Raw genomic sequence first — 23,521 nt, 5'->3', positions numbered from 1 at the left:
ATAATTTGATTCGTTGTTAAAAAAGATTATACCTTTTTAAACAGCAACGAGCCATTAGTACCACCAAAACCGAACGAGTTACACAGTGCAAAGTCTAGCTTTGCATCACGTGCAGTGTGCGCAATATAATCTAAGTCACACCCTTCGTCTGGGTTATCAAGGTTAATAGTTGGCGATACTTTTTGATCCGTTAACGATAAAATCGAAACGATTGATTCAACAGAACCCGCAGCACCTAATAAGTGACCCATCATTGATTTAGTCGAACCAACCATTACATCTTTAGCTGCATTACCAAAAATAGATTTAACAGCGGCAGTTTCGGCTTTATCGCCAGCATGCGTTGATGTGCCGTGTGCATTAATGTAGCCCACTTGCTCTGCATTTACTTGCGCATCGTTTAATGCATTTTGCATTGCAAGGGCAGCGCCTGCACCGTCTTCTGGTGGTGATGTCATATGGTACGCGTCGCCACTCATGCCAAAGCCTACAAGCTCAGCATAAATTTTAGCACCACGTGCTTTAGCATGTTCGTACTCTTCAACTACGACAACACCAGCACCGTCAGAAAGCACAAAACCATCGCGGTCTTTATCCCAAGGGCGAGAAGCCGCTTGTGGATCGTCATTGCGGGTTGATAGTGCACGTGCAGCATTAAAGCCACCCATACCAATTGGTGTACAGGCTTTTTCGGCGCCACCGGCAACCATTGCATCAGCATCGCCATAAGCAATCATACGCGCAGCATGGCCTATGTTGTGCAAACCTGTTGTACAAGCCGTTACAATAGAAATATTTGGGCCTCGAAGCCCATGCATTATTGATAAATGACCTGAAATCATATTAATAATGGTAGATGGCACATAAAATGGCGATAACTTACGCGGACCACTATTTAATAGTTTAATGTGGTTTTCTTCGATAAGCGTTAAACCACCAATACCTGAACCTACAGCCACACCTATACGTGTTGCATTTTGCTCTGTTATCTCGAGGCCAGAATCTTCAAAAGCTTGAACACCCGCTGCAATGCCGTACTGGATAAATAAATCCATTTTTTTTGCATCTTTTGGTGACATATAAGCCGATGCATCAAAGTCATTAATTAAACCAGCGAACTTTGTACCAAATTTTGATGTATCAAAGTGGGTTATTGTTTGAATACCACTTTTACCATCTAATAAGCCTTGCCAGGTTGATTGAACATTATTACCTAGCGGCGTCAACATTCCTAAGCCAGTTACGACGACTCGACGTTTAGCCACGGTTTGCCTCCAATAAGGGATATTTTTATAAGGTGGATGATCATACCCAAGCTACCTCAAAGTGCTAGTCCCAAAATAGATTAAAAACGCATAACACTAGCAAAAATAATTTTTAGTTAAGATTGGGAGTTAAGGTTTGTTTTTGAATCACGAACTTTGAGGTGGTTTGGATATATAGATTAAGGGCAGCGAATGCTGCCCTTAATTTGCGATTAATTACTCAGCGTGAGCTGTAACGTAATCGATTGCAGTTTGAACTGTAGTGATCTTTTCAGCTTCTTCATCTGGGATCTCAGTATCAAACTCTTCTTCAAGAGCCATTACTAGTTCTACAGTATCAAGAGAATCTGCACCTAAGTCATCTACGAAAGAAGATTCATTTTTAACTTCTTCTTCTTTAACACCTAGTTGTTCAATGATGATTTTCTTTACGCGTTCTTGGATATCGCTCATTCTTCTTTCCTTTATTAAAAACGCCAATGCGTTATTTTCAGATTGCGGCGTAGTTTACGCCGCATAATTCTCTGATTCAATGATTTGGCCATAAATAATTGTCTGGTCAAACCTCTGAGTGTAAGTTTTATCTTTTATCGCTTATTTTCACAGCAATTTCAAGTATGTTTAAAGCAAGTTCACAAATAATTCAATGTTTTTGAGTTAACTAACTTAACTTAATTTTATTATTTAGCCGATATTATGACTACTAAACCATGTACATCGCACCATTTACATGCAAAGTTTCGCCTGATACATACGCAGCTGCGTCAGATGCTAAATAACACACTGCAGCAGCAATTTCGTCTGGTTGACCTAAACGCCCTGCTGGAACATTGGCAAGCGTTGCTGCTTTTTGCTCATCAGTTAAATCATCAGTCATATCAGTTTGAATAAAACCAGGTGCCACTACGTTAACTGTAATACCACGAGATGCAACTTCGCGCGCAAGTGACTTAGAAAAACCAATTACGCCCGCTTTAGCCGCCGCATAGTTAGCTTGCCCTGCATTACCCATAGTGCCTACTACTGAGCCAATATTGATAATACGGCCTTTCTTTTTCTTCATCATTGGACGAAGTACCGCTTTAGATAAACGGAAAATCGAGCTTAGGTTAGTGTCGATTATATCGTCCCACTCAGTCTCTTTCATACGCATTAATAGGTTATCACGTGTGATACCTGCGTTATTAACAAGTACGTCAATATCGCCAAAATCAGCTTTTATTGCGGCAAGTGTCGCTTCAATAGATGCAGGATCCGTTACATTTAATGCATAACCTTTACCACTATCACCCAGGTACTCACTGATTTTAGCAGCGCCTGACTCGCTTGTAGCAGTGCCTGCAACTTTTGCACCTTGCGCAACTAATGTTGTTGCAATTGCTTTACCAATACCACGGCTAGCGCCAGTAATTAGGACAATTTTGCCCTCTAATGAAAATAAATTAGACATTTTATATACTCTTATTTAGCTGCAGCGATTGAAGCGGCATCGTTTACTGAGCCACAGATCATTGCTCTATCAATTCGTTTAGCAAGTCCTGTTAATACTTTACCAGGACCAAATTCGTAGCTTTGTGTTACATCTTGCGCAACCAAGGCTTGTACTGTTTCTGTCCAGCGAACTGGGCTGTATAGTTGACGTACTAGTGCATCTTTAATTGCATCAGCGGTCGATTCAGCTTTTACATCAACATTATTAATTACATCACACTTAGGTGTATTAAATGTTAAAGCGGCTAAGTCTACCGCTAGCTTATCCGCTGCTGGCTTCATTAGTTCACAATGTGAAGGTACGCTAACCGAAAGTGGTAATGCGCGTTTAGCACCAGCATCTTTACATGCTTGTGATGCTCTATCTACTGCCGCTTTATGCCCTGCAATAACAACTTGACCAGGAGAATTGTAGTTAACTGGAGATACAACCTCACCTTGCGCTGAGGCAGAACACGCCACTTTTATTTCTTCATCGCCTAAGCCAATAATCGCAGCCATTGAACCTACGCCTGCAGGCACAGCTTCTTGCATGTATAAACCACGGTTTTCAACAAGCTTAACAGCTTCACTCAAGCTTAGTACGTCGCTACATACTAGTGCTGAATATTCACCTAAGCTGTGACCGGCCATAACAACGTCGGCATCTGGGTTTGCTGCAAGCCAATCACGATAAATAGCAACACTTGCAGTTAATAGTGCAGGTTGTGTACGGTGAGTTTGATTTAATTTTTCTTCTGGGCCATTAAGAACTAGCTCTGCTAAGTCGTAACCCAATGCATCTGATGCTTCTGCAAATGTTGCTTTAACAATGTCAGAACTCTCTAGTAGCTCTTTTAACATACCAACGCTTTGCGAGCCTTGACCTGGGAATAGAAGTGCAATTTTTTGTGCCATACTTTGCTCTTTTTAATTAAACAAATAAATAATGAAATACACGGCACATCAATTATTGATTAACCGCCGTGTTTTTAGAATGTGTTTTTTCGAAAATAGCGGCTATTTTATCAGGAAGTTGACGTTCAACCTCTTTTACCGCTTCATCAATTGCTGCTTGAAATGCTTTAGCTGACGCATTTCCATGACTTTTAACGACAATACCGCGCAATCCTACCAGAGAAGCACCGTTATACTGGTCGGGGTTCACCCTTTTATAGAGTTTTTTTATTATTGGACGCAATATAAACGCCATACATTTATATAAAAGGTGCTTTTCGAGCGCAACTGTAAACTTATTCATAATAAGCTTGGCAATGCCTTCGCATGTTTTAAGTGCAACGTTACCCACAAAACCTTCGCATACAATAACATCAGCCTTGCCAGAAAAAATATCGCTTCCTTCGCTATAACCAATGTAATTAATATGTGGGCTTTGCTGCATTAATTGTGCAGCCTGTTTAATATCATCGTGACCTTTAATATCCTCAGCGCCAATATTTAATAAGCTAACGCGAGGGTTATCGCAGCCAAGTGCTTGGCCAGCAACTACAGAGCCCATAATGCCAAACTGATACAGCATTTGCGCATCGCAGTGCACATTAGCACCTAAGTCGAGTAAATATACTGGGTTTTGGCTTTCTGTAGGAACAGATGAAATGAGTGCGGCACGTTTAACACCTGGCAGCATCTTTAATACATAGTGAGCCATAAAAAATAGCGCACCAGTATTACCTGAACTAACACACGCTTGAGCTTCGCCTGACTTAACTAAATCAAGGGCAACACGCATAGATGAATCTTTTTTTGAACGCACAGCAATTGCAGGTTCACAAGCATTAGTGACTATTTCACTACAGTGACGAATTATGAGTCTAGGATGAGGTAAGGAATCGAGGGATTCGAGTTCTTTAGATATAACGTCTTCATTGCCACATAAAATGAGAGTTAAATTGGCATGAGCGTTTACTGCGTGAACGGCAGCAGGAATAGATGAACGGGGGCCGTAATCGCCCCCCATCATATCTAACGCTATGGTTAGATCATTCAGCATATAAGTAATCTCTTATTTAGAAATTACTTGAACGCCTTTGTAGTAACCATCTGCAGTCACATGGTGACGACGATGAGTCTCACCAGATGTTTGATCTACAGTTAAAGTTGGACCACTGATCGCATCGTGTGAACGGCGCATGCCGCGTCTTGCACGAGACTTTTTGCTTTTTTGTACAGCCATAGTCTTCTCCTAAGAATCTTTCTTAAGTTGTTTCAAAATATCAAATGGATTAGGTTTATCATCTTCCGCCTTTAAAACACCAAAGCTGGCAGGCTTTGCTGAATAACTGCATGAAGCTTCGTTGTGGGTAGCTACTAATGGAATTGCTAAAATTAGTTCGTCTTCAATTAAATCAAAAACGTTAACTTCACCATTTTCATCAAGCGCTACTTCATCGTAGTCTTCTGGAAAAATATCTAACTCTGTATCTTCACCTACTGGTGAATATGCAAAGTCTTGAACCAAATCCAACCCTAAATCACCATTACAACGTTGACAAATGACAGTAACGTGTGTGGACAAATTGCCTCTAATCACAGCGAAACCTTGATCATCATTCTTGCAATGTATTTTTACCGCTATTTCACCTACTTCTTCCTGCACAACTTTCTCTAAACGAGTAAGTTTTTCAAGCGGTACAATTCCGTCATACTTTAAACGGTGCTGCGCTGCTTTGCCTGGATGAAGAGTGATGGGAATTTTCACCTTTTGCATAGGGGCTGCATCATATAGATAGTTAGTTTGTTAGTCAAAGTAAAAAACCATTTTTACTTGGTTTTTAACGTGTTTTACTCTCGGATCTGATTTATCCTAACTCAATCTGAATTATCTTAGGGAAACAGTCCGTGAAGCACCCACTTATTTTAGCGTCAAGCTCGCCTTTTAGGCAGTCTTTATTACAAAAATTTAATTTATCATTTGATACATTTTCACCAGACGTTGACGAGTCAGCACTTGAATGCGAAACACCTACCGAACTGGTTAAGCGTTTAAGTGAATTAAAAGCCTCTGCAGCTAATAAACACTTTAACAAAGGGTTAGCTATTGGATCAGACCAAGTCGCTGTGTTTAACAATCAAATTTTAGGTAAACCACACAATAAACAAAATGCCGTAAAACAACTAAATTTATTTAGCGGGAATACTGTAACATTTTTAACTGGGCTTTGTGTTTACGATATTGTAACTGGCACTAAAAAAACCTGTGTAGAACCTTTTAATGTGACGTTTAAAACACTCAGTGATGCACAAATTAGTGCTTATTGCGACGCAGAGCAGCCTTATAATTGTGCTGGCAGCTTTAAAAGTGAAGGGTTAGGTATCTGTTTATTTGAAAAACTAAGCGGAGACGATCCTAATAGCCTAATTGGATTACCATTAATTAAACTCAGCCAATTACTGGCTGAGTTTGGTATTGATGTACTTACTGCTCAAAACAAGTCCTAGTTAAATAAATTAACCAAGCAAAACCTGTTGTAATTGCAGATAATTATCTACCATTGCAACAGGGCTAAGCTCATTTAGCTGCTGTGCGTTATGTACACCCATTGTTACGCCAATTCTATCCATGCCTGCAGCTTTTGCCATTGTCATGTCTATTTGGGTATCACCAATCATTACAGCTTCTTGAGCGCTTATTCCAAGCTCTTCAAGTAATTGATACAACATATCTGGAGAGGGCTTTGATTGCGCTTCGTCACTTGTACGTGTTGCACTAAAAAAATGTCTAAGTTGGCTTTGATCAAGCAAACGCTCTAATCCATCCCTACCTTTACCTGTGGCAACAGCTAAAACAATGCCCTGCTCTTTTAAGGCACCTAAAACGCTAACAACATTATCAAATACAGGAGTTGGCGTGGTATCAACACTATATTGGTGTTTATACCCCTTAATTAGCGTTTGATGCTGCGCGGCATTATCGGGAAATAAAACATCAATTGCTTTTTCAAGCGACATACCAATAATGTTTTTAATGGCTTCGTCACTTGGTGACACTAAATCAAGTGACTCAGCACTACTACGAATACAGTTAACTATTTTAGTGACTGAATCCATAACGGTGCTATCCCAATCAAAAATGACGAGCTTATATTTTTTAATTGGCGTCACTGCAATCACTGTTTTGCGTCTCGTAATTTTAGTAATGTATTTTTAAGCGTTTTATCAAGGGGCGCTTCAATACGCATCGTTGTTTCGTTTTTAGGATGATAAAAACTTAAATCGTGTGCATGTAAAAATAATCGGTTTAAGCCAACTTTACGCATAGATTCATCAAACCCTTGATCGCCGTATTTATCATCACAAGCTATTGGATGACCTTTACACTGCGTATGCACACGAATTTGGTGTGTACGACCTGTAACAGGCGACGCTTGTACAAGCGAGCAATCATTAAAACGTTCAAGTACTTTAAAACGCGTATGCGAAGGCTTGCCCTCAGTGTTATCTACACGTACTACGCGTTCACCCGATTTAAGCGTATTTTTACGCAGCCCTTCGGTTACATTTTTAGTTTTAGAGTCCCACTGCCCTTCAACTAGTGCCCAATAATTTTTTTCCATTGTTTTTTCACGAAGCTGTTCATGCAATGCTGTTAACACCGAACGACGTTTTGCTATAAGTAAACAACCCGATGTATCACGGTCAAGCCTGTGAACTAGCTCAAGACTGCGCTCCTCTGGGCGAAGCGCGCGCAAAGCTTCAATTAAACCATAACTTAAACCACTGCCACCATGAACAGCCATGCCTGAAGGTTTATTTATAACGATAAGGTATTTATCTTCAAATAAGATATCGTTTTCAAGGCGAGTTACTTTATCTAGTTTTGATGGTACAAACTCTTCACGCTCAGCAACTCTAATAGGTGCAATACGAAGCACATCGTCAAGCTGTAGTTTATATACAGGCTTAATACGCTTTTTATTAACGCGTACCTCACCTTTGCGCAAAAGTTTATAAATAGCGCTTTTAGGCACCCCTTTTAAATGGGTAATAAGAAAGTTATCAATACGCTGACCTAAATGGTCTTCATTGATCGTGACATAAGTTACTTGTAAGTCGTTTTTTTCTGACATTGCCTAATCACTAATTTAAGTAAAATAATTTAGTTGCTAACACTGTAATAATAGTGGGATAATCAGCAGCGCAAATATTTAGTATTTGCAAATAACAACGGTGCTTTTTAACACATTAAAACATTCGTGATGCACATTCTGGGTAGCCGATCATACAGATCCGAGTTAAGTTTTCCAAAGCTTTTATACATACCTAGTCAACACGTGCGATCAATTAACGGCAATGCGCGTAATATATTGCTGGTTAAGTTTGAACATGAAGTGGTTTTTAATGCGATTGAGAAAGCAATGAACAGATAATTTGTCTGATAGTGACGACGTAAAAACACGTCGTTCAGCATTTGCTCAATTATTGTAGTACCGTACAGCAGCTTATTTAGAACTAAAAAAATCTAATAAATAAGCGTTCATTAACATTGGTAGCAACTTTTGCTCTTAAAATGGATATTAGTGATACATAAATATGTATTACTCACCAACTTAATGAGCCCTACGCACCTAATATGAATGACATTTAGTAAGATTGATATGACAGGCCAACTTCTGGGTAAAACATGTAAACGTAGCTGAAAAGCCGACTGTTTTAACACCATTTAGAATTTAATAACGGTAATACACGTTATTGTTTGCCAGCATTTAAAATACTGCGTACGAAAATACAGAGCCGTTCCGTTAAAGACCCAGTCGTGAGGCTGCACATTCTAAAAATAGGAACAACTGAACAGGCGATAAAAACATCGTCATGTCAGCGACATAAATAAGTAGAGTAACAATATGAAACGTATGCTAATCAATGCAACGCAGCAAGAAGAAATGCGCGTAGCACTGGTTGATGGCCAGCGCCTATATGATTTAGATATAGAAAGCCCAGGTCACGAACAGAAAAAAGCCAATATTTATAAAGGCAAAATAACCCGCATTGAACCATCTCTTGAAGCAGCATTTGTTGAATACGGTGCTGATCGCCATGGTTTCCTCCCTTTAAAAGAAATAGCCCGTACTTACTTCCCTGCAGGTTACACTTTTCATGGTCGTCCGAATATTCGCGACGTAATCAAAGAAGGTCAAGAAGTAATAGTACAAGTTGATAAAGAAGAACGAGGCCAAAAAGGCGCAGCGTTAACTACTTTTATCAGCGTTGCTGGTAGTTACTTAGTTCTAATGCCTAACAATCCTCGTGCCGGTGGCATTTCTCGCCGTATTGAAGGTGATGAGCGCACTGAACTTAAAGAAGCACTAGGTCGTTTAGAATTACCTAAAGGTATGGGCTTAATTGTTCGTACTGCTGGTGTTGGTAAGTCATTTGAAGAACTAAACTACGATTTAAAAGCATTATTAGTACACTGGGAGGCTATTGGCCAAGCAGCCGACAGTGCTAAAGCGCCTTTTTTAATACACCAAGAAAGTAACGTAATATTTCGCGCCATTCGTGATTATTTACGTCGCGACATTGGTGAGATATTAATTGATAAACCACGTGTTTTTGAAGAAGCTAAAGCGCACATTGAGCGTTTTCGTCCTGATTTCATGAGCCGCGTTAAGCTTTACCAAGGCGATACGCCATTATTTACACATTATCAAATTGAAAGCCAAATCGAGTCAGCGTTTCAGCGTGAAGTGCGTCTTCCATCTGGTGGTTCAATAGTTATTGACCCTACTGAAGCATTAACATCTATCGATATTAACTCGTCTAAAGCAACAAAAGGCGGTGATATTGAGGAAACAGCACTAAATACTAACTTAGAAGCTGCTGATGAAATTGCACGTCAGTTACGTCTTCGTGACCTAGGTGGTTTGATTGTAATCGACTTTATCGATATGACCCCTCCACGTCATCAACGTGAAGTAGAAAATCGCTTAAAAGATGCTGCTCGCCCAGATCGTGCTCGTGTTCAAATTGGCAAAATCTCACGCTTTGGTTTACTTGAAATGTCGCGTCAGCGCTTGCGTCCTTCATTAGGTGAAGCAAGCCAAGGCCCATGCCCTCGCTGTAGCGGACAAGGGACTATTCGTTCTAACGAATCAATCGCACTTTCTATTCTTCGCTTAATTGAAGAAGAAGCAATAAAAGACAATACGACACAAGTAAATGCACAAGTGCCTGTTGCTGTTGCCGCTTATTTGTTAAATGAGCAACGACGTAGTGTTCATCGTATTGAAAAACATCATAAATGTGATGTAGTGATTATTCCTAATCAACATATGGAAACACCACATTACGAAGTTATGCGTTTACGTAAAGACGAAACACTTGAAACGGTAAGTTACGGACAAGTTATTGCGCCTGAGCCTGAAGTATTTGAGATGTCTAAATCTCCAAGTACTCCAGTACGTGAAGAACCAATGCTAAAAGGTGTAGTAATGCCTTCTACACCAGCTCCACAAGCAGCGCCTGCACAAACAGCTAAGCCAGTGACCAATGAGACTAAAGCTAATGGTGGCTTATTTACAGCAATCACTAAGTGGTTTAAGTCGTTATTTGCTACTGAAACGGTAGAAGAGAAAAAAGAAGCCGCTGAAAAGCAGCAAGAAGAAGCACGTAATAACCGCAGAGGTAACGATAACCGCCGTCGAAATAACAATCAACGTCGTCGAAATAATCCTCGCACTAAGCCTCGTGCTGAACGCAGCAATACTGATCAAGATGAAGCTAAAACTGATTCACCAGTAACTAACGAGAACCAAGAAAGAAACGAAAATCGCAACAAGCGCCGTCGTAATCCTAACTCTCGTAAGCGCCCAGAGCATAAAAACCAAGAAAAAGATCAAGTTAAAACTGAAGCCCCTGCAAAGCCGGAAGTAGAAACTGATTCTAAACCAGCACAAGCTGCAGAGCCTAAAGAGCAGAAGCCTAAAGTTCGCCGTCAACGACGTAATTTACGTAAAAAAGTACGTTTACAAGACGAAAATGCTGAACAAGCAAAAACAGTAGATAAAATAACAGAACAAACTGTGGTAAGTGATGAAAAACCACAAGTTAAAGAGCAAGTTACGCCTACTGTAGAAAAGCAAACGCAAGCTCCAGCAGAAAAAACAGCGCATATTAAAGAAGAGAAAGTTGACGTTGTTGATTCTAACGATGAAACATCTGCATCTGATGAAGAACAAGAGCAAACACGTACACGTTCACGCCGCTCTCCTCGTCATCTTCGTGCATCTGGTCAACGTCGCCGCCGACCAGAAGGTGAAGGTTCTGAAAACAAATCAGACGAAACACCTGCATTTGTACCAGTAGCAGATCAAGCTGCAGCTGAGTATGAAGCTGAACTTAAAGCTAAATCGCAAGAAACCGCTGTTGATGCTTCTGAAAAAGTTGAACAAGCACTTGCTGTAGAAGACTTGGCTAAAGTTGAAGCGGTTAAAGAATCAGCTGAAGTTGAAGCCCCTGTAGTGACTGAGCAAGCAGCTGAAATTGAAGCACCTGTAGTGACTGAGCAACCAACTAAAGTTGAAGCGCCTGTAGTGACTGAGCAACCAGCTAAAGTTGAAGCGCCTGTAGTGACTGAGCAACCCGCTAAAGTTGAAGCACCTGCAGTGACTGAGCAACCCGCTAAAGTTGAAGCGCCTGCAGTGACTGAGCAACCAGCTAAAGTTGAAGCACCTGTAGTGACTGAGCAACCCGCTAAAGTTGAAGCACCTGCAGTGACTGAGCAACCTGCTAAAGTTGAAGCGCCTGTAGTGACTGAGCAACCAGCTAAAGTTGAAGCACCTGTAGTGACTGAGCAACCAGCTAAAGTTGAAGCGCCTGTAGTGACTGAGCAACCAGCTAAAGTTGAAGCACCTGTAGTGACTGAGCAACCAGCTAAAGTTGAAGCACCTGTAGTGACTGAGCAACCAGCTAAAGTTGAAAAATCAGTACAGCATGTTAAAACCGTCGTTTCGCAAGGATCTGCAAGTGCGCCAATGGCACAACCTACTCCTGTAGCTGATAGCGAAGTAAAACATATCTCTGTTGCAATGGCTCACGACAAACGTGAACTAGTACCCGACAGTGGCTTACGTGCAGGCTCAATCAAACCTGCTGGTCGTGCAAGCTCTGCAATGACTAAAACAATGAGTGCTGATTAGTAACTAACGCTCATTAAAAAGCCCCGCTATTTACTCAATAGCGGGGCTTTTTTGCTTTAAGTGCTATGTAAAGTGCTTCTAACGTGAGCAAGCTCTACAAGTAAACACCAAACGTTAAATCCTGCTGGCGTTTAAAAATAACGTTTTTATCAAAATTGTTAACTAGCAGTACCTTTTTAATGCATTGCAATACATTAAGACTCACCTCACCATTTTTAATTCACCATTTAAAGCTTTGAGAAGCTGCGCTTCTAACGTGAGCAAGCTCTACGTCTACAGGTAAACACCAAACGTTAAATCCATAAACTGTATGTTGGCGTTTAAAAATAACGTTTTTATCAAAATTGTTAACTAGCAGTACCTTTTTAATGCATTGCAATGCATTAAAATTCACCTCACCTCTTTTAATTCACCATTAAAGCTTTGAGAAGCTGCGCTTCTAACGTGAGCAAGCTCTACGTCTACAGGTAAACACCAAACGTTAAATCCATAACCTGTAGACGCACAGCTTGCTGGCGTTTAAAAACGACGTTTTTACCAAAATTGTTAACTAACAGTACCTTTTTAATGCATTGCAATACATTAAGACTCACCTCACCTTTTTTAATTCACCATTTAAAGCTTTGAGAAGCTGCGCTTCTAACGTGAGCAAGCTCTACGTCTACAGGTAAACACCAAACGTTAAATCCATAAACTGTATGCTGGCGTTTAAAAATAAGTTTTCTCATAAAAAAAACGCGGTCTACTTGCCGCGTTTTCAATAAAGCTAAAACATTATTTATGTAACGTTTATTCTTGCTCTTGTTCCATAAAACGTTGTAACTGATCTTTTAAATTTGGCGGAATACCTTTAATCACTAAGGTATCAGTCGCTTCATTATAAGTAACGCGCTCACCTAAATGTTTACGCTCAAAACTTACACTTACGCCACCACCTAGACCTGAAAACTTAACCATACTGGTTACCGTTTTTTTATCTACAGGGAAGGTTTCTTCTAAGTCATAGCTTTGTTCTTTACAAAAACTGTCGAACGGGCTGTCATCGCCTTTAGTGAGCGTTGCTGAAAGCTCGCTTACGCTGGCATCTTCGCCTGTAGTTACGCAATCATTACAGTAATCAAATACTTGTTTACGTAAGTCGTCTTTTTCTGATTTATCAAACTGTTGCTCTGATAAATAATCCTCTACTGCGCTAAGCATTACTTGGCTTTGCTGTTTTGAATCAATACCCTCTTCACAACCTAAAAAGTCTAAGAAAAAGTCAGCAACTTTACGTCCAGCTCGTCCTTTGATAAATGAAATATAACGGTTGTCGTCAGCTTGTGTATCCCACGCTGTTAAATCGATACGAGCAGCAAGTTGCATGCGTGATATGTCTAAATGACGAGAAGCGGCTAAATCAAGCTCTGAAGTCATTGAATAATGCTCTTTGATGTTAATCATCGCAATTAGCATGTAATCGGTAGCAACATACTGATAATGACAAAATACTAAATAACCTGTTTCACTAAAAGCATACTTATCAAGCTCTTCTTTTAAGACTGTTGAAGCTTGCTCTGTCATATGCCAAAAGCCCAACTCATCATTACGGTAACTTTGCATTGCTGATGCTACAATACTGTTTTTATCTCCACTGAAAGCACAATAACCTTTACCAGGTTTACCGTTGTACGCATGATGTAACTGCTCAATGAACACGGCCACTTTATCGTTGATGATCATTTCATCATTTCGAAGGTGAATTTGCGTATCGTCGTCTTTTTTGTCTACATAATGAACGACTAATTTTTTAACGTCTGTTGTCATCTTTGTTTTTCACGCCTCTAGTGTTAAAATACGGGAATATAACTATTTTATTGAACCAACTGATGCCAATCTTATCAAAATACTCTAATGAAGAAGTAGAACAAATCGTCGATCAGCTTATTGATGTGCTAACTAAACATAATGCACCGGTTGATTTAAGCCTTATGTGTTTAGGAAATTCTATCACGCATATCTTAAAAGAGCATGTACCAACAGGGAAAAGACAAGCCGTAACTGAGAACTTTGCAAAAGCATTGTCACAGTCGGTTAAATAAACTCTATGAACTTATCGCAGCACAATCAGTTTTCATCAAAAGCGAGTCAGTTATTAAGCTGGGGGCATTGGTTCACCTTTGCCAACATCGGCTTAGCGCTATTTATTAGCTTAAGCTATTTATTTGCCGATTCGCCACCAACTAGCTTTATGGGCATAACTTATATGCTAGTGACATGGCTTAGCCACACTAGTTTTATTGCCTTTTTAGCATTTGTGCTGACGGTATTTCCGCTTAGTTTGATTTTCCCCTATCCTAGGCACATTCGTGGAATGGCTGCTGTAATTGCTACGTTTGGCGCATCACTGCTTACTCTTGATGCTTATGTGTATGTTAATTTGGGCTATCATTTAAGCACTTCCGCTTTGCCTGAAATCATCTCACTGCTGTGGCATCGATTAACAAGTTCGCCTGCTTTAACAACTCTTTTTGCCGGCGGTATTGTTCTGCTAATCTTAGGTTTTCAACTCGTTGCCAGTAATCTTACATGGCGGCATTTAGCGCGTCTAAAACAGTTTAAATTTGCACGTTACGCAAGCTCATTTTTAGTTATATGTTTTGCGCTTAGCCACAGCATTCATATTTGGGCAGATGCTAACTTAAAATTTGATGTAACAAAGCAAGATAATGTTTTACCACTTTCATATCCTACAACAGCTAAAAGTTTGTTAGCTAAAAATGATTTACTAGATATCGAAACATATAAACAAGCTCATAGCGTTAAAATTAATAACCAAAATATTAACTACCAAATACCAACTCCTCTTGAGAAATGTGAAGATTACACTCAGGCTAATATCGACATTTTTGTTTTTGAAACCGACCAACAATTAGCCGACTTTATTTCAGAAAATAAAGGTCTACATAAAACAGAGCAATTTTTACAGCCAACTAATCATAGCGACATGCTATTTAGTTTGGTATACGGTTTACCTGCCTTTTATAAAGTTGCGATAATTGAAGAGCACACTCTTCCCGCATGGCAGAGCCAACGTCGCAGTATTGAAGTAAGTGGTATTGACGAGCTGAGTTTTATTAATGACCAAGCTCACACTAACAGTGCGATTAGAGTTATTAGCGGCTCAAAAGTTGTATCCCCACGCGATAACGCAACGCAAATATTTGCTTTTAGCTTAGTAAATGATACTCAAGAAGTGGTAAGTACATCAACCTTATACAGCTCAGATAAAAGAATCTCAAAAGTTGAAGGCTTAATTCAACCAAGTGATTTAATTGCGACTAGTGTCGGTCAGTACTTAAATTGTAAAGCGATTGCCAAACAAACAATGTTAGGTGTTAACTTATACAAGAAAAAAGACAATATGGGTGTTAATTACTCCCAAGGTGTAGTCATAGCATACAAAAAAGATAGGATCACATTAATAGACTCTGATGGGAATTTTAAAAACATCTCTGCCGCTGAAGGGTTCTCTATTGAGCAAGGTTTAGATATTCCATTTTTAGTACAAAGCATTAAGAAGTTAAAAACTTTCACTCAATAACTGTAATCCTGACCTAGCTTGCTATAACGTCAAGCTAGGTTATAGTTTTTATTTTGGAACTGCGTTTTTAGCAACGCAAAATAAATTCATGGATGCCCTGCTATGATTAAACTTGTTAGTTACTTATTTTATTCACTTTGCATCTTTATCTGCTTTTATAATAACGCCACGACTTACTACAAATGCGTGACAGAAAAAGAGACTGTTTTTTCTCAGTTTCCTTGCGATCATCGCGCAACTACATACAAAGTAAATACCACAAACATACTGCAAAATGTCCCTAAAGTTGATTATAGAAAACAACTAAACGATCTTGAGCGAGAAAGGCTTTTGGCTGGGTTACAAGCTGAACTTCGCAGCAACAACCATAAATTAACGATACTCGATCGTGAAAAAGAGCGAGCTGAATACAAGCAACAACAGCGCCTTAACCATATTTTAGCCGACGATGAGAGAAATAGAATAACTAAAGATATTACCAAGAACATTAAACGAATTAATAAAGAATATAAAAAAGAAGTATCTGCTATTGCTAAAAAAATTAAAGAACTAGAAAAAAAAATATTAATATACAAATAAAACGCTCATAAAGCATTATGAGCGTGTTCGTAATTTAGCTTGGTTTTAAACTTAAAATAACATACCCTTAACACAATAGAGTATAAACTCTAACGTATACTAAGGAATGCTTATGCAGCCACATCGTATTGCTGAACTAATTTTAACTGGCTTTAAAAAGCACTATAAGCTATTTCAAAAAACCACGGCAAAAGCCCCTCTCGCTTTTGCTAATAAAGATTGGCAAGCAATTAACGATATAAGCCGCTTACGTATTAGCTATTATGATGATCGTGTTAACGAAACGACACAATTTTTAAAAATAGAACATCCTACAGATACCCTTGATGAGTCTCTTTGGCTTGCAGTAAAAAAAATATATCAACACTTTTTATGCTTTCATCCACAAGCAGAGCTTGCCGAAACATTTTATAACTCTGTATTTTGCCGTCTTTACCATAGACGTTACTTTCATAATGACTTTATATTTGTACAAGCCACATTAAAAGACGCGCCATCTGTACCGGTTGAATCCGAGTATAGAAGTTATTTTCCGGTAGTTGATGGTTTAAAGCCTACGATAAAACGTATTATCAATCACTTTGATTTTAAAGCCCCGTTTGTAGATTTAGAACGAGATATACGCTTGCTTGTTAAAGCATTTTACAAACAAGCCCCCGATACTCACCACCAACCTTGGCAAATGCGCTTTGATATATTACATACTGCATTTTATCGTAACAAAGCGGCGTATATTGTTGGCCGTGTAGTTTCTCAAAGCGGTGTGCAACCTTTTATTATTGCAGTACTACATCATAAAGATAAAGGCTTATACTTAGACGCCTTGCTCACTAAATCATCACAAATGCGTGTTATTTTTGGCTTTGCGCGTGCTTATTTTATGGTGGAAACTCATGCACCTTCAGCGTTGGTAAGGTTTTTAAATCAGCTAATGCCAAACAAAACAATTGCAGAGCTATACAACGCGATCGGTTTTCATAAACAAGGCAAAACTGAATTTTACCGCGAGTTTTTAAGTCATTTAACGCATTCAAGTGATGAGTTTACAATTGCACCTGGTACACCGGGCATGGTGATGATGGTATTTACCCTCCCCTCTTTTGGTTATGTATTTAAAGTCATTAAAGATAAGTTTGGTGAAAGCAAACCATTTGGTCGCAACACCGTTTTAAAGCGCTATCAGCTCGTAAAGAGTCACGATCGCGTTGGGCGTATGGCTGACACTATAGAGTATTCTAATGTCGTATTTCCTTTGGCTCGTTTTGATAGTAATTTGCTTGAGCAATTACATAAAACAATTGGCTCCTCTATGATAATTGAAGGCGATTGGTTGATTATAAAACACCTTTACATTGAACGGCGCATGACACCACTAAATCTGTTTTTAGAAAACGCTGATGACGAAAGTGCAGCAGATGCAATAGAGGAGTACGGCCAAGCACTTAAAGAAATGATTGCCGTTAATATATTTCCTGGTGATATGCTATTAAAAAACTTTGGGGTAAGTAAGCATAAACGTATTATTTTTTATGATTACGACGAAGTACAATACCTTACAGATATGAACTTTAGAGAATTACCTAAAGCTAAAAATTACGATGACTATTTAATGAGTGAACAAAGTTACTCTGTCGCTCCACAAGATGTTTTCCCGGAGCAGTTATGTACTTTTGTTACACCTAACCCAACTTATAAACAGTTTTTATTAAGTACACATCCCGAATTAGTTGATGTTAGTTTTTGGAAGCAAGCACAGCAAAACATAAAAAATGGGCATGTGAGTCATATTTACCCATACCCGACAGCACAGCGCTTTATTCACCATTGGTAGGCGCTAAAGGACACACAATGAATATAAGTAAAATAGATTTAAATTTACTGGTTTACCTCGACACACTACTACGAGAATGCAACGTAACACGCGCTGCAAACCAGTTGAGTATTACACAACCTGCAATGAGTAATGGCCTTAAACGTCTTCGTAACCTATTTAACGATCCTATTTTAGTTCGTACCAGCGATGGTATGGTCCCAACTGAGCGTGCTTTGGAGTTACAACCTGTTATACGTGGCATATTAATGACTCTCGAAGAAACTCTAGCACCTAATCGAGAATTTGAGGCAAGCCAAAGTAAACGTGTGTTTAGGATTATGGCCAGCGATTACGCTGCAAGTACCCTAGCGCCTAAACTGCTTAGTAAATTACATGACGAGGCACCCGACACCACATTAGATATACTTACCCCAAGTGATGTGACTTTTCATGATGTAGAAAATGGTAAAGTTGATATGGCTATCAATCGTTTTGAAAACTTACCACAATCTTTTCATCATAAGCGTATTTGGAAAGACAGTTTTTGCTGTTTAGTAAAAGCCGATAATCCAATAATTGAAAGCTTTAGCCTTGATAGCTATTTAAAAGCACGCCATATTTGGGTAAGTAAAACAGGTTTTGGTGTTGGTGTAGGAATGGATCCAAAAGACGTGCAAAAGCTAGGGTGGGTTGACGAAGCCCTCGCTCACTTTGGTAAACACCGTAATATCGCTACATTTACGCGTAATTACCATGTAGCGATTCATTTAGCAAAAGAGAAAAACCTTATTGCCACTCTACCATCTAAAGCCGCTAATATTTATGTCGACGATCCAGGACTTAAAATACTAGAACCTCCTTTTCCTATTCCTCCTTTTGAACTTGATATGATTTGGAGTCCACTGCTACACCGAGATGCGAGTCATATTTGGTTGCGCCAAAAAGTAGCTGAAGTTGCCGAGGAACTAAAGTAGCTTTATTACATAATACCTTGTAAAAATTGCTAGGCTAATAGAAAAAATTAACCTAGTAATTTAAAAATAAATAACAAAGCAATTAATATCAAATGCTTATACATGAAAGGCATTATGGAATGACCTTTGCTTTTATTAGATTGAAGTTTATATTCATTTAATTAAAGAGGTCATTATGAACACCCATCAAGGATCAGAAGTAAATCATATTACAGATATCATTCAAGTAATGAACAGTGGCATCGACTTTTATGAAAAAGCCCTAGAAAAGATTGAAGACCCTGCAATTGGCGCTCTTTTTCAGCGCATGATCGATGCACGTAAAGTGAGTGTTGAGCGCTTGCAGCCCTATGCTATTAATGAAAAAGGTGAACGCGAAGATGGCTCTTCGTTCGCTATTGAAGCACGCCGTGCATACACTGGACTGCTTACAACATTTAGCTCACACAACGATAGCACCTACGTGAAGGAGCTAGAGGAAGTTGAGGATAAAACCCTTGAAGAAATTAAAGCCGCGATGGATAAACCACAACCTGCTGACTGTGAAGCTGCTTTGGCTAAAACACTACTAACAATGCAGAGTTGCCATGCAGAAATGAGTCGCATGAAAAACCATTAAACTTGATTTTGACGCCAAGCACCCAGCCATAGCGCTGGGTTTTTTATTGTCTTAAAGTATTCATTTATTTTATTTTACATATAACGACATAATTTATACAAATATTTAATATTATTAGAATATTTAATTAACTACATTTTATTTTAGCTGTGCTAGTTTTATTAATAGGATCCTGAAATCTTGCTGTGGCGCCGCAGCTTTAAATTATAAATAAGGTCCCAATATGAAAAAAAAACTAGCTCAACTGCAAAATAATGCTGATGTAGATATGACTCCGATGTTAGACATTGTATTTATACTACTCATTTTCTTTATTGTTACTACTTCATTTGTTAAACCTGTGGCCATTGAGTTAAATCGTCCGCTCGATAGCCCTCAAATAGATAAACCGGTTAAAAATGCTTTATTTAGTATAGATGAAAGTAATGGGGTTTATTTCTCAGGTAGGTTGATTGACTTAGAGCAAGTGTCGACTAACCTAGCAATGTTTGCTGCAAAATATGAAATAAGTTCAGTATTGATAAAAGCTGACGAAAACAGTAATCACAACACCCTAATGAACGTGATGAATAATATTAAAGAGTATGAAAACTACTCCATTTCTTTAATCTCGAAATAATACTAAGCGGCTTAAATGTGGTCTATTTAACGATAAGAAAATCGTGTCGATAACCAGGTAAAAATTTCGTTGTTTAGTTGTTCCATATCAGAAATTTTTAACACAGTTAGCGACAGGTTTAAGCCCTCAAATTGATCAAGTATTATTGCGGATGGGTATTATACCAATCTGCTTATATATGGGTCTATTTAACGTTAAGAAAATTACGCTAGAACTAGGCAAAAATTTTTGTATTTAGTTGTTCTAAATAAAAAATTTTTAACGACGTTATAGTGCAATTTAATTCGTTAAATTGATCAAAGATTTATGCAGGTTGTTATTAGATATAGGATAACTCTTTAAAGTAACAAAAAAGGGCCTTGCGGCCCTTCAACTTTAAATAACAATAGGAGAGTTATTTATTAAAAACGATATTCTGCGCCTATGTAGTAATAAGCACCATTAAAACCAAATGGAGCTGAACGGCGAGAGTATTCAAATACACCGGAGCTGCTTACTACAGTGTTACCGTTAGCATCAACGATTGTGCCTGAACGTGAGTTACCAATTTTGTTTTTGTCTGGGTAAACGTCGAACAGGTTATTAGCACCAATATTCACAGATAAATCTTCTGTTACGAAGTAATTAACTTTAACATCCGTTAAGATTTCTGCCGAATAAGTTTGGCTATCACCATCCTCTACGGTGTATTCACCAAAACGATTCAGTGATAAATTAACCGTCCAGTCATCACGTTGATAAAGCGCGCTTAAATTAATGCGATCCTCTGGTTGCCACTCTTCGATGATTGAAATCTCTTGTTCCGAGAATACATCTTCAACCGGCACAGTTTCTAAACCAGAACCTGATGGCGTAAATAACGATACAACATCAGTTTCAGTAAAGTTAGCCGCAAGTGTAAAATCAAGCGTACCGCCTAAGCCTTCTGTATTCCATGTTGCAACAAAATCGATACCACGAGTTTCTGTATCTGCACCATTTAAGAAAAACTGACCAGCGCCTGCACCTGAGCTAACTAAGGCCGCATCTAAGCTTGAAGAAAGCCCTTTACCCAAACGGTTACTAATAACAATACGGTCGTCAATATCAATTGAGTAGTAATCAACTGTTAAGTTGATGTTATCTGTCACGTTGTAAACGATACCTAAACTACGGTTTTGAGATTTCTCTTCTTTGAGTTTTGGAATACCTAAACTTTGTGCAAGTGTTGAGTCATTTCTAAATGTCCCTACTTCCTCAGCAACTAATGTACCATTAGGGCCTGTCACGAACTGCGTACTAATATTGTTAAAGTATAGTTGTTGCATAGATGGTGCTCTAAAGCCTGAACTTAATGCACCACGTAATGAAATATCATCTGTAACCGACCAGTTACCCGCTAGTTTAAAGTTAACAGTATCACCAAAACCTTTGTAGTTATCGTAGCGAAGTGCGCCAGATATAATAACATCTTCAATAAAGTAGGCTTCTGCATCCATATAAAATGAAATAACATCGCGTGACTCGTCAACCGACGATGCTGGAGATGAACCACCAAAACCTTGTGTGCCACCAGATGCATCTTCACTGCCTACACCACCACTTAACCCATCGTAAATACTTACGCCATTGTTTGTATCATAATCTCGGTATGCATATTCATTACCTTCTAGGATACGGTATTCGTCAGTACGAATCTCAGCACCCATTGCTAAAGAATAATCATCAAAGTTTTGTGTGAAATCAAGATTGATTGTTTGTAGTGAGAGCTCCATGCCATAAGCGTATGCATCTCGTGGAATAGTTGTACGGATATCAGCTGCACTTAAGCCTTGGTCGTAACGTAAAAAATTAGCGTATGAAGCATTAATTGTGTCACTTGTCGTGTAATCAATGCTGTTTTCGCCGTAAGTGTAGGATAAGTCTAAGCTAGCATCGTTATCAAATTGTGTCTTATAACCAAAGTTATATGAAATATCATCGATCGTTGTGTTGATTTTTGGTAAAAAACCTAGCGGAATCGTCGCATCATTATCTTGTAGTACTGGGTTGCCACCCGCATTTGCATTGTGACGAAAAAATGCAGCTGATTCGTTATCACGCGTTGAATAAGTAATAAAGCCATAAAGCTCGCCATCGCCTAACTCATAACCTGTATTAATTGTTAAACCAAACTGTTGAGAGTCGGCATCACCAATTCTAAATGTATCTCTGTCTGCGGTCACTTCTCGTGGATCGCCAGCCAGTAAAGTACCGTCACTTAATTCTGTACAACCGTAAAATTGGCATGAACCATGTAAACCAGCACGGTTAGTAGGTGAACGGTCGCGATAGTTAATTGTTGCATTTAAATAACCGTCATCGCCTAGTGCAAAACCTTTGTTAAAATCGACGTTAACTGTTTCGCCATCACCTTCTGAATATTGACCATAATTGATAGCCGCTTTACCGCCTTCACTACCATCTTTAAGTACAATATTAATTACACCGGCAATTGCATCAGAACCATACTGAGCCGCAGCGCCATCACGCAGAACTTCAATACGTTTAATAGCTGACGCAGGTATTGCATTCATGTCAGTACCCGCAGTACCACGTCCTACTGATGTATTAATATGAATAATACTTGCTTGGTGGCGACGTTTACCATTGATCAACACTAACGTTTGATCTGGACCTAAACCACGAAGCGTGGCAGGTCTTAATGCATCGGTACCATCACTAATCGACGAGCTTGAAAAGTTAAATGAAGGGGCAATAGACTGTAACATACGGCCAACTTCTGTTTGGCCCGTATTTTCAAGCGCTTCTGAACTTAGAATATCTACTGGAACGGGTAAATCTTCAACTGAACGTCCCGCTACACGGCTACCGACAATAGCAATTTTTTCAATTTTTTCTTGAGCAACTTCTTCTGCTGCATTCACACCTTGCGAATTTGCCGCAAGTAACGCTGGTAATATAGCTGCACTGACCGCTGAAAGCTTCATCATGTTGTTATCATTCCTGTTGATTTGTTTGAATTTTATACTCAGTAATCCATTTTGATCAACAACCGCATCGAGCTCAGTTCCACCTAGTAATGCCTGTAAAGCATCAAGTTGGGTATAAAATCCATATACCGAATTTGCATCATACTGCTTAGCTAACTCATAAGAAAACACCACGGTTTGCTCTGTTTGCTTAGCAAATTCAATTAAGGCTTTGTCTGCTCGCTGCGCTTTTATATCAAATTGCACCATTTGCCCAGTGGTTTGCGTCGCGGCTTGTACACTGATGCTAAAAATAGCGGGGACAAGCACACTTAAACCACCCAATAAATACGTATGGTTACTGCGCAACTTATATAAACAGCTGACAAACAAAAATCCTCTATGGTTTTGTTTCTTTTTTTTAATCTTTTTTTTACGTGATATCTTTATAGGTGCAACTTTATCTAACATTAGCTTGATTTGCATAGCTGCT

20 protein-coding genes are annotated in these 23,521 nt (G+C 39.0%); 9 read left to right on the top strand and 11 right to left on the bottom strand.

Features of this window, described 5'->3' with window-relative positions:
* Positions 1 to 26: 26 nt before the first annotated feature.
* The 7 genes from fabF to yceD all read right to left on the bottom strand — a co-directional run bounded on the left by fabF (position 27) and on the right by yceD (position 5,463).
* On the bottom strand, positions 27 to 1,265 hold the full coding sequence (gene fabF / locus LOS73_RS10775; protein ID WP_457933618.1) for a beta-ketoacyl-ACP synthase II: 1,239 nt from the start codon (positions 1,263 to 1,265) through the stop codon (positions 27 to 29).
* A gap of 216 nt (positions 1,266 to 1,481) precedes the next feature.
* Positions 1,482 to 1,718, bottom strand: a complete 237-nt coding sequence (gene acpP / locus LOS73_RS10770) for an acyl carrier protein (RefSeq protein ID WP_002962377.1) — start codon at positions 1,716 to 1,718, stop codon at positions 1,482 to 1,484.
* A gap of 250 nt (positions 1,719 to 1,968) precedes the next feature.
* Positions 1,969 to 2,715, bottom strand: coding sequence for a 3-oxoacyl-ACP reductase FabG (gene fabG, locus LOS73_RS10765; protein WP_007375266.1), 747 nt, complete (start codon positions 2,713 to 2,715; stop codon positions 1,969 to 1,971).
* An 11-nt stretch (positions 2,716 to 2,726) separates the two neighbouring features.
* Positions 2,727 to 3,653, bottom strand: coding sequence for an ACP S-malonyltransferase (fabD, locus tag LOS73_RS10760; RefSeq protein WP_033030618.1), 927 nt, complete (start codon positions 3,651 to 3,653; stop codon positions 2,727 to 2,729).
* 52 nt (positions 3,654 to 3,705) lie between these two features.
* Positions 3,706 to 4,746 carry a phosphate acyltransferase PlsX gene (gene plsX, locus LOS73_RS10755; protein ID WP_033030617.1) on the bottom strand — a complete coding sequence of 347 codons (1,041 nt, stop codon included), beginning with the start codon at positions 4,744 to 4,746 and terminating at the stop codon, positions 3,706 to 3,708.
* A gap of 12 nt (positions 4,747 to 4,758) precedes the next feature.
* Positions 4,759 to 4,929 (bottom strand): 50S ribosomal protein L32, encoded by a 171-nt coding sequence (gene rpmF / locus LOS73_RS10750; protein WP_002962381.1) that lies wholly within the window; start codon positions 4,927 to 4,929, stop codon positions 4,759 to 4,761.
* A gap of 9 nt (positions 4,930 to 4,938) precedes the next feature.
* A complete protein-coding gene (yceD, locus tag LOS73_RS10745; protein ID WP_007375269.1) occupies positions 4,939 to 5,463 on the bottom strand; it encodes a 23S rRNA accumulation protein YceD in 525 nt (174 codons plus the stop codon).
* Positions 5,464 to 5,594: 131 nt separating this feature from the next.
* On the opposite strand from yceD, the gene LOS73_RS10740 reads away from it, so the two are divergent.
* Positions 5,595 to 6,194 (top strand): Maf family protein, encoded by a 600-nt coding sequence (locus tag LOS73_RS10740; RefSeq protein WP_457933617.1) that lies wholly within the window; start codon positions 5,595 to 5,597, stop codon positions 6,192 to 6,194.
* Between the two features lie 9 nt (positions 6,195 to 6,203).
* On the opposite strand, the gene LOS73_RS10735 is transcribed toward LOS73_RS10740, so the two are convergent.
* Together LOS73_RS10735 and rluC are read right to left on the bottom strand one after the other, a co-directional pair.
* Positions 6,204 to 6,866, bottom strand: a complete 663-nt coding sequence (locus LOS73_RS10735) for an HAD-IA family hydrolase (RefSeq protein WP_457933616.1) — start codon at positions 6,864 to 6,866, stop codon at positions 6,204 to 6,206.
* The gene (rluC, locus tag LOS73_RS10730; protein WP_002962392.1) at positions 6,863 to 7,822 is read right to left on the bottom strand and encodes a 23S rRNA pseudouridine(955/2504/2580) synthase RluC; all 960 of its coding nucleotides are present in this window, start codon (positions 7,820 to 7,822) and stop codon (positions 6,863 to 6,865) included. Before rluC ends, LOS73_RS10735 begins: the two co-directional genes overlap by 4 nt.
* A gap of 774 nt (positions 7,823 to 8,596) precedes the next feature.
* Between rluC and rne the strand changes: the two genes are divergently transcribed.
* Positions 8,597 to 11,890 carry a ribonuclease E gene (rne, locus tag LOS73_RS10725; protein ID WP_457933615.1) on the top strand — a complete coding sequence of 1,098 codons (3,294 nt, stop codon included), beginning with the start codon at positions 8,597 to 8,599 and terminating at the stop codon, positions 11,888 to 11,890.
* A 789-nt stretch (positions 11,891 to 12,679) separates the two neighbouring features.
* On the opposite strand, the gene yejK is transcribed toward rne, so the two are convergent.
* The gene (yejK, locus tag LOS73_RS10720; RefSeq protein WP_007375275.1) at positions 12,680 to 13,696 is read right to left on the bottom strand and encodes a nucleoid-associated protein YejK; all 1,017 of its coding nucleotides are present in this window, start codon (positions 13,694 to 13,696) and stop codon (positions 12,680 to 12,682) included.
* A gap of 62 nt (positions 13,697 to 13,758) precedes the next feature.
* On the opposite strand from yejK, the gene LOS73_RS10715 reads away from it, so the two are divergent.
* From LOS73_RS10715 to LOS73_RS10685, 7 genes are all read left to right on the top strand, one after another.
* The gene (locus tag LOS73_RS10715; protein ID WP_007375276.1) at positions 13,759 to 13,971 is read left to right on the top strand and encodes a YejL family protein; all 213 of its coding nucleotides are present in this window, start codon (positions 13,759 to 13,761) and stop codon (positions 13,969 to 13,971) included.
* A 5-nt stretch (positions 13,972 to 13,976) separates the two neighbouring features.
* The gene (locus tag LOS73_RS10710; RefSeq protein ID WP_457933614.1) at positions 13,977 to 15,473 is read left to right on the top strand and encodes a DUF3413 domain-containing protein; all 1,497 of its coding nucleotides are present in this window, start codon (positions 13,977 to 13,979) and stop codon (positions 15,471 to 15,473) included.
* A gap of 102 nt (positions 15,474 to 15,575) precedes the next feature.
* Positions 15,576 to 16,052 (top strand): DUF4124 domain-containing protein, encoded by a 477-nt coding sequence (locus LOS73_RS10705; protein WP_457933613.1) that lies wholly within the window; start codon positions 15,576 to 15,578, stop codon positions 16,050 to 16,052.
* A 112-nt stretch (positions 16,053 to 16,164) separates the two neighbouring features.
* On the top strand, positions 16,165 to 17,883 hold the full coding sequence (gene aceK, locus LOS73_RS10700; protein WP_008139195.1) for a bifunctional isocitrate dehydrogenase kinase/phosphatase: 1,719 nt from the start codon (positions 16,165 to 16,167) through the stop codon (positions 17,881 to 17,883).
* Positions 17,884 to 17,900: 17 nt separating this feature from the next.
* On the top strand, positions 17,901 to 18,839 hold the full coding sequence (locus tag LOS73_RS10695) for a LysR family transcriptional regulator (protein WP_007375280.1): 939 nt from the start codon (positions 17,901 to 17,903) through the stop codon (positions 18,837 to 18,839).
* 175 nt (positions 18,840 to 19,014) lie between these two features.
* On the top strand, positions 19,015 to 19,458 hold the full coding sequence (locus LOS73_RS10690; protein ID WP_007375281.1) for a ferritin-like domain-containing protein: 444 nt from the start codon (positions 19,015 to 19,017) through the stop codon (positions 19,456 to 19,458).
* Positions 19,459 to 19,681: 223 nt separating this feature from the next.
* Positions 19,682 to 20,077: an ExbD/TolR family protein gene (locus LOS73_RS10685; protein WP_007375282.1), complete on the top strand. Its 396-nt coding sequence runs from the start codon at positions 19,682 to 19,684 to the stop codon at positions 20,075 to 20,077.
* 401 nt (positions 20,078 to 20,478) lie between these two features.
* Here LOS73_RS10685 and LOS73_RS10680 read toward each other — a convergent pair whose 3' ends face one another.
* Entirely contained in the window at positions 20,479 to 23,514 is a 3,036-nt protein-coding gene (locus LOS73_RS10680; RefSeq protein ID WP_457933612.1) for a TonB-dependent receptor plug domain-containing protein, read from the bottom strand.
* Between the last annotated feature and the right edge of the window lie 7 nt (positions 23,515 to 23,521).

The sequence above is a fragment of the Pseudoalteromonas sp. SCSIO 43210 genome (assembly GCF_054133285.1).
Note: the sequence above shows the minus strand (reverse complement) of the source record. Positions and strands in the feature narration are given on the sequence as shown.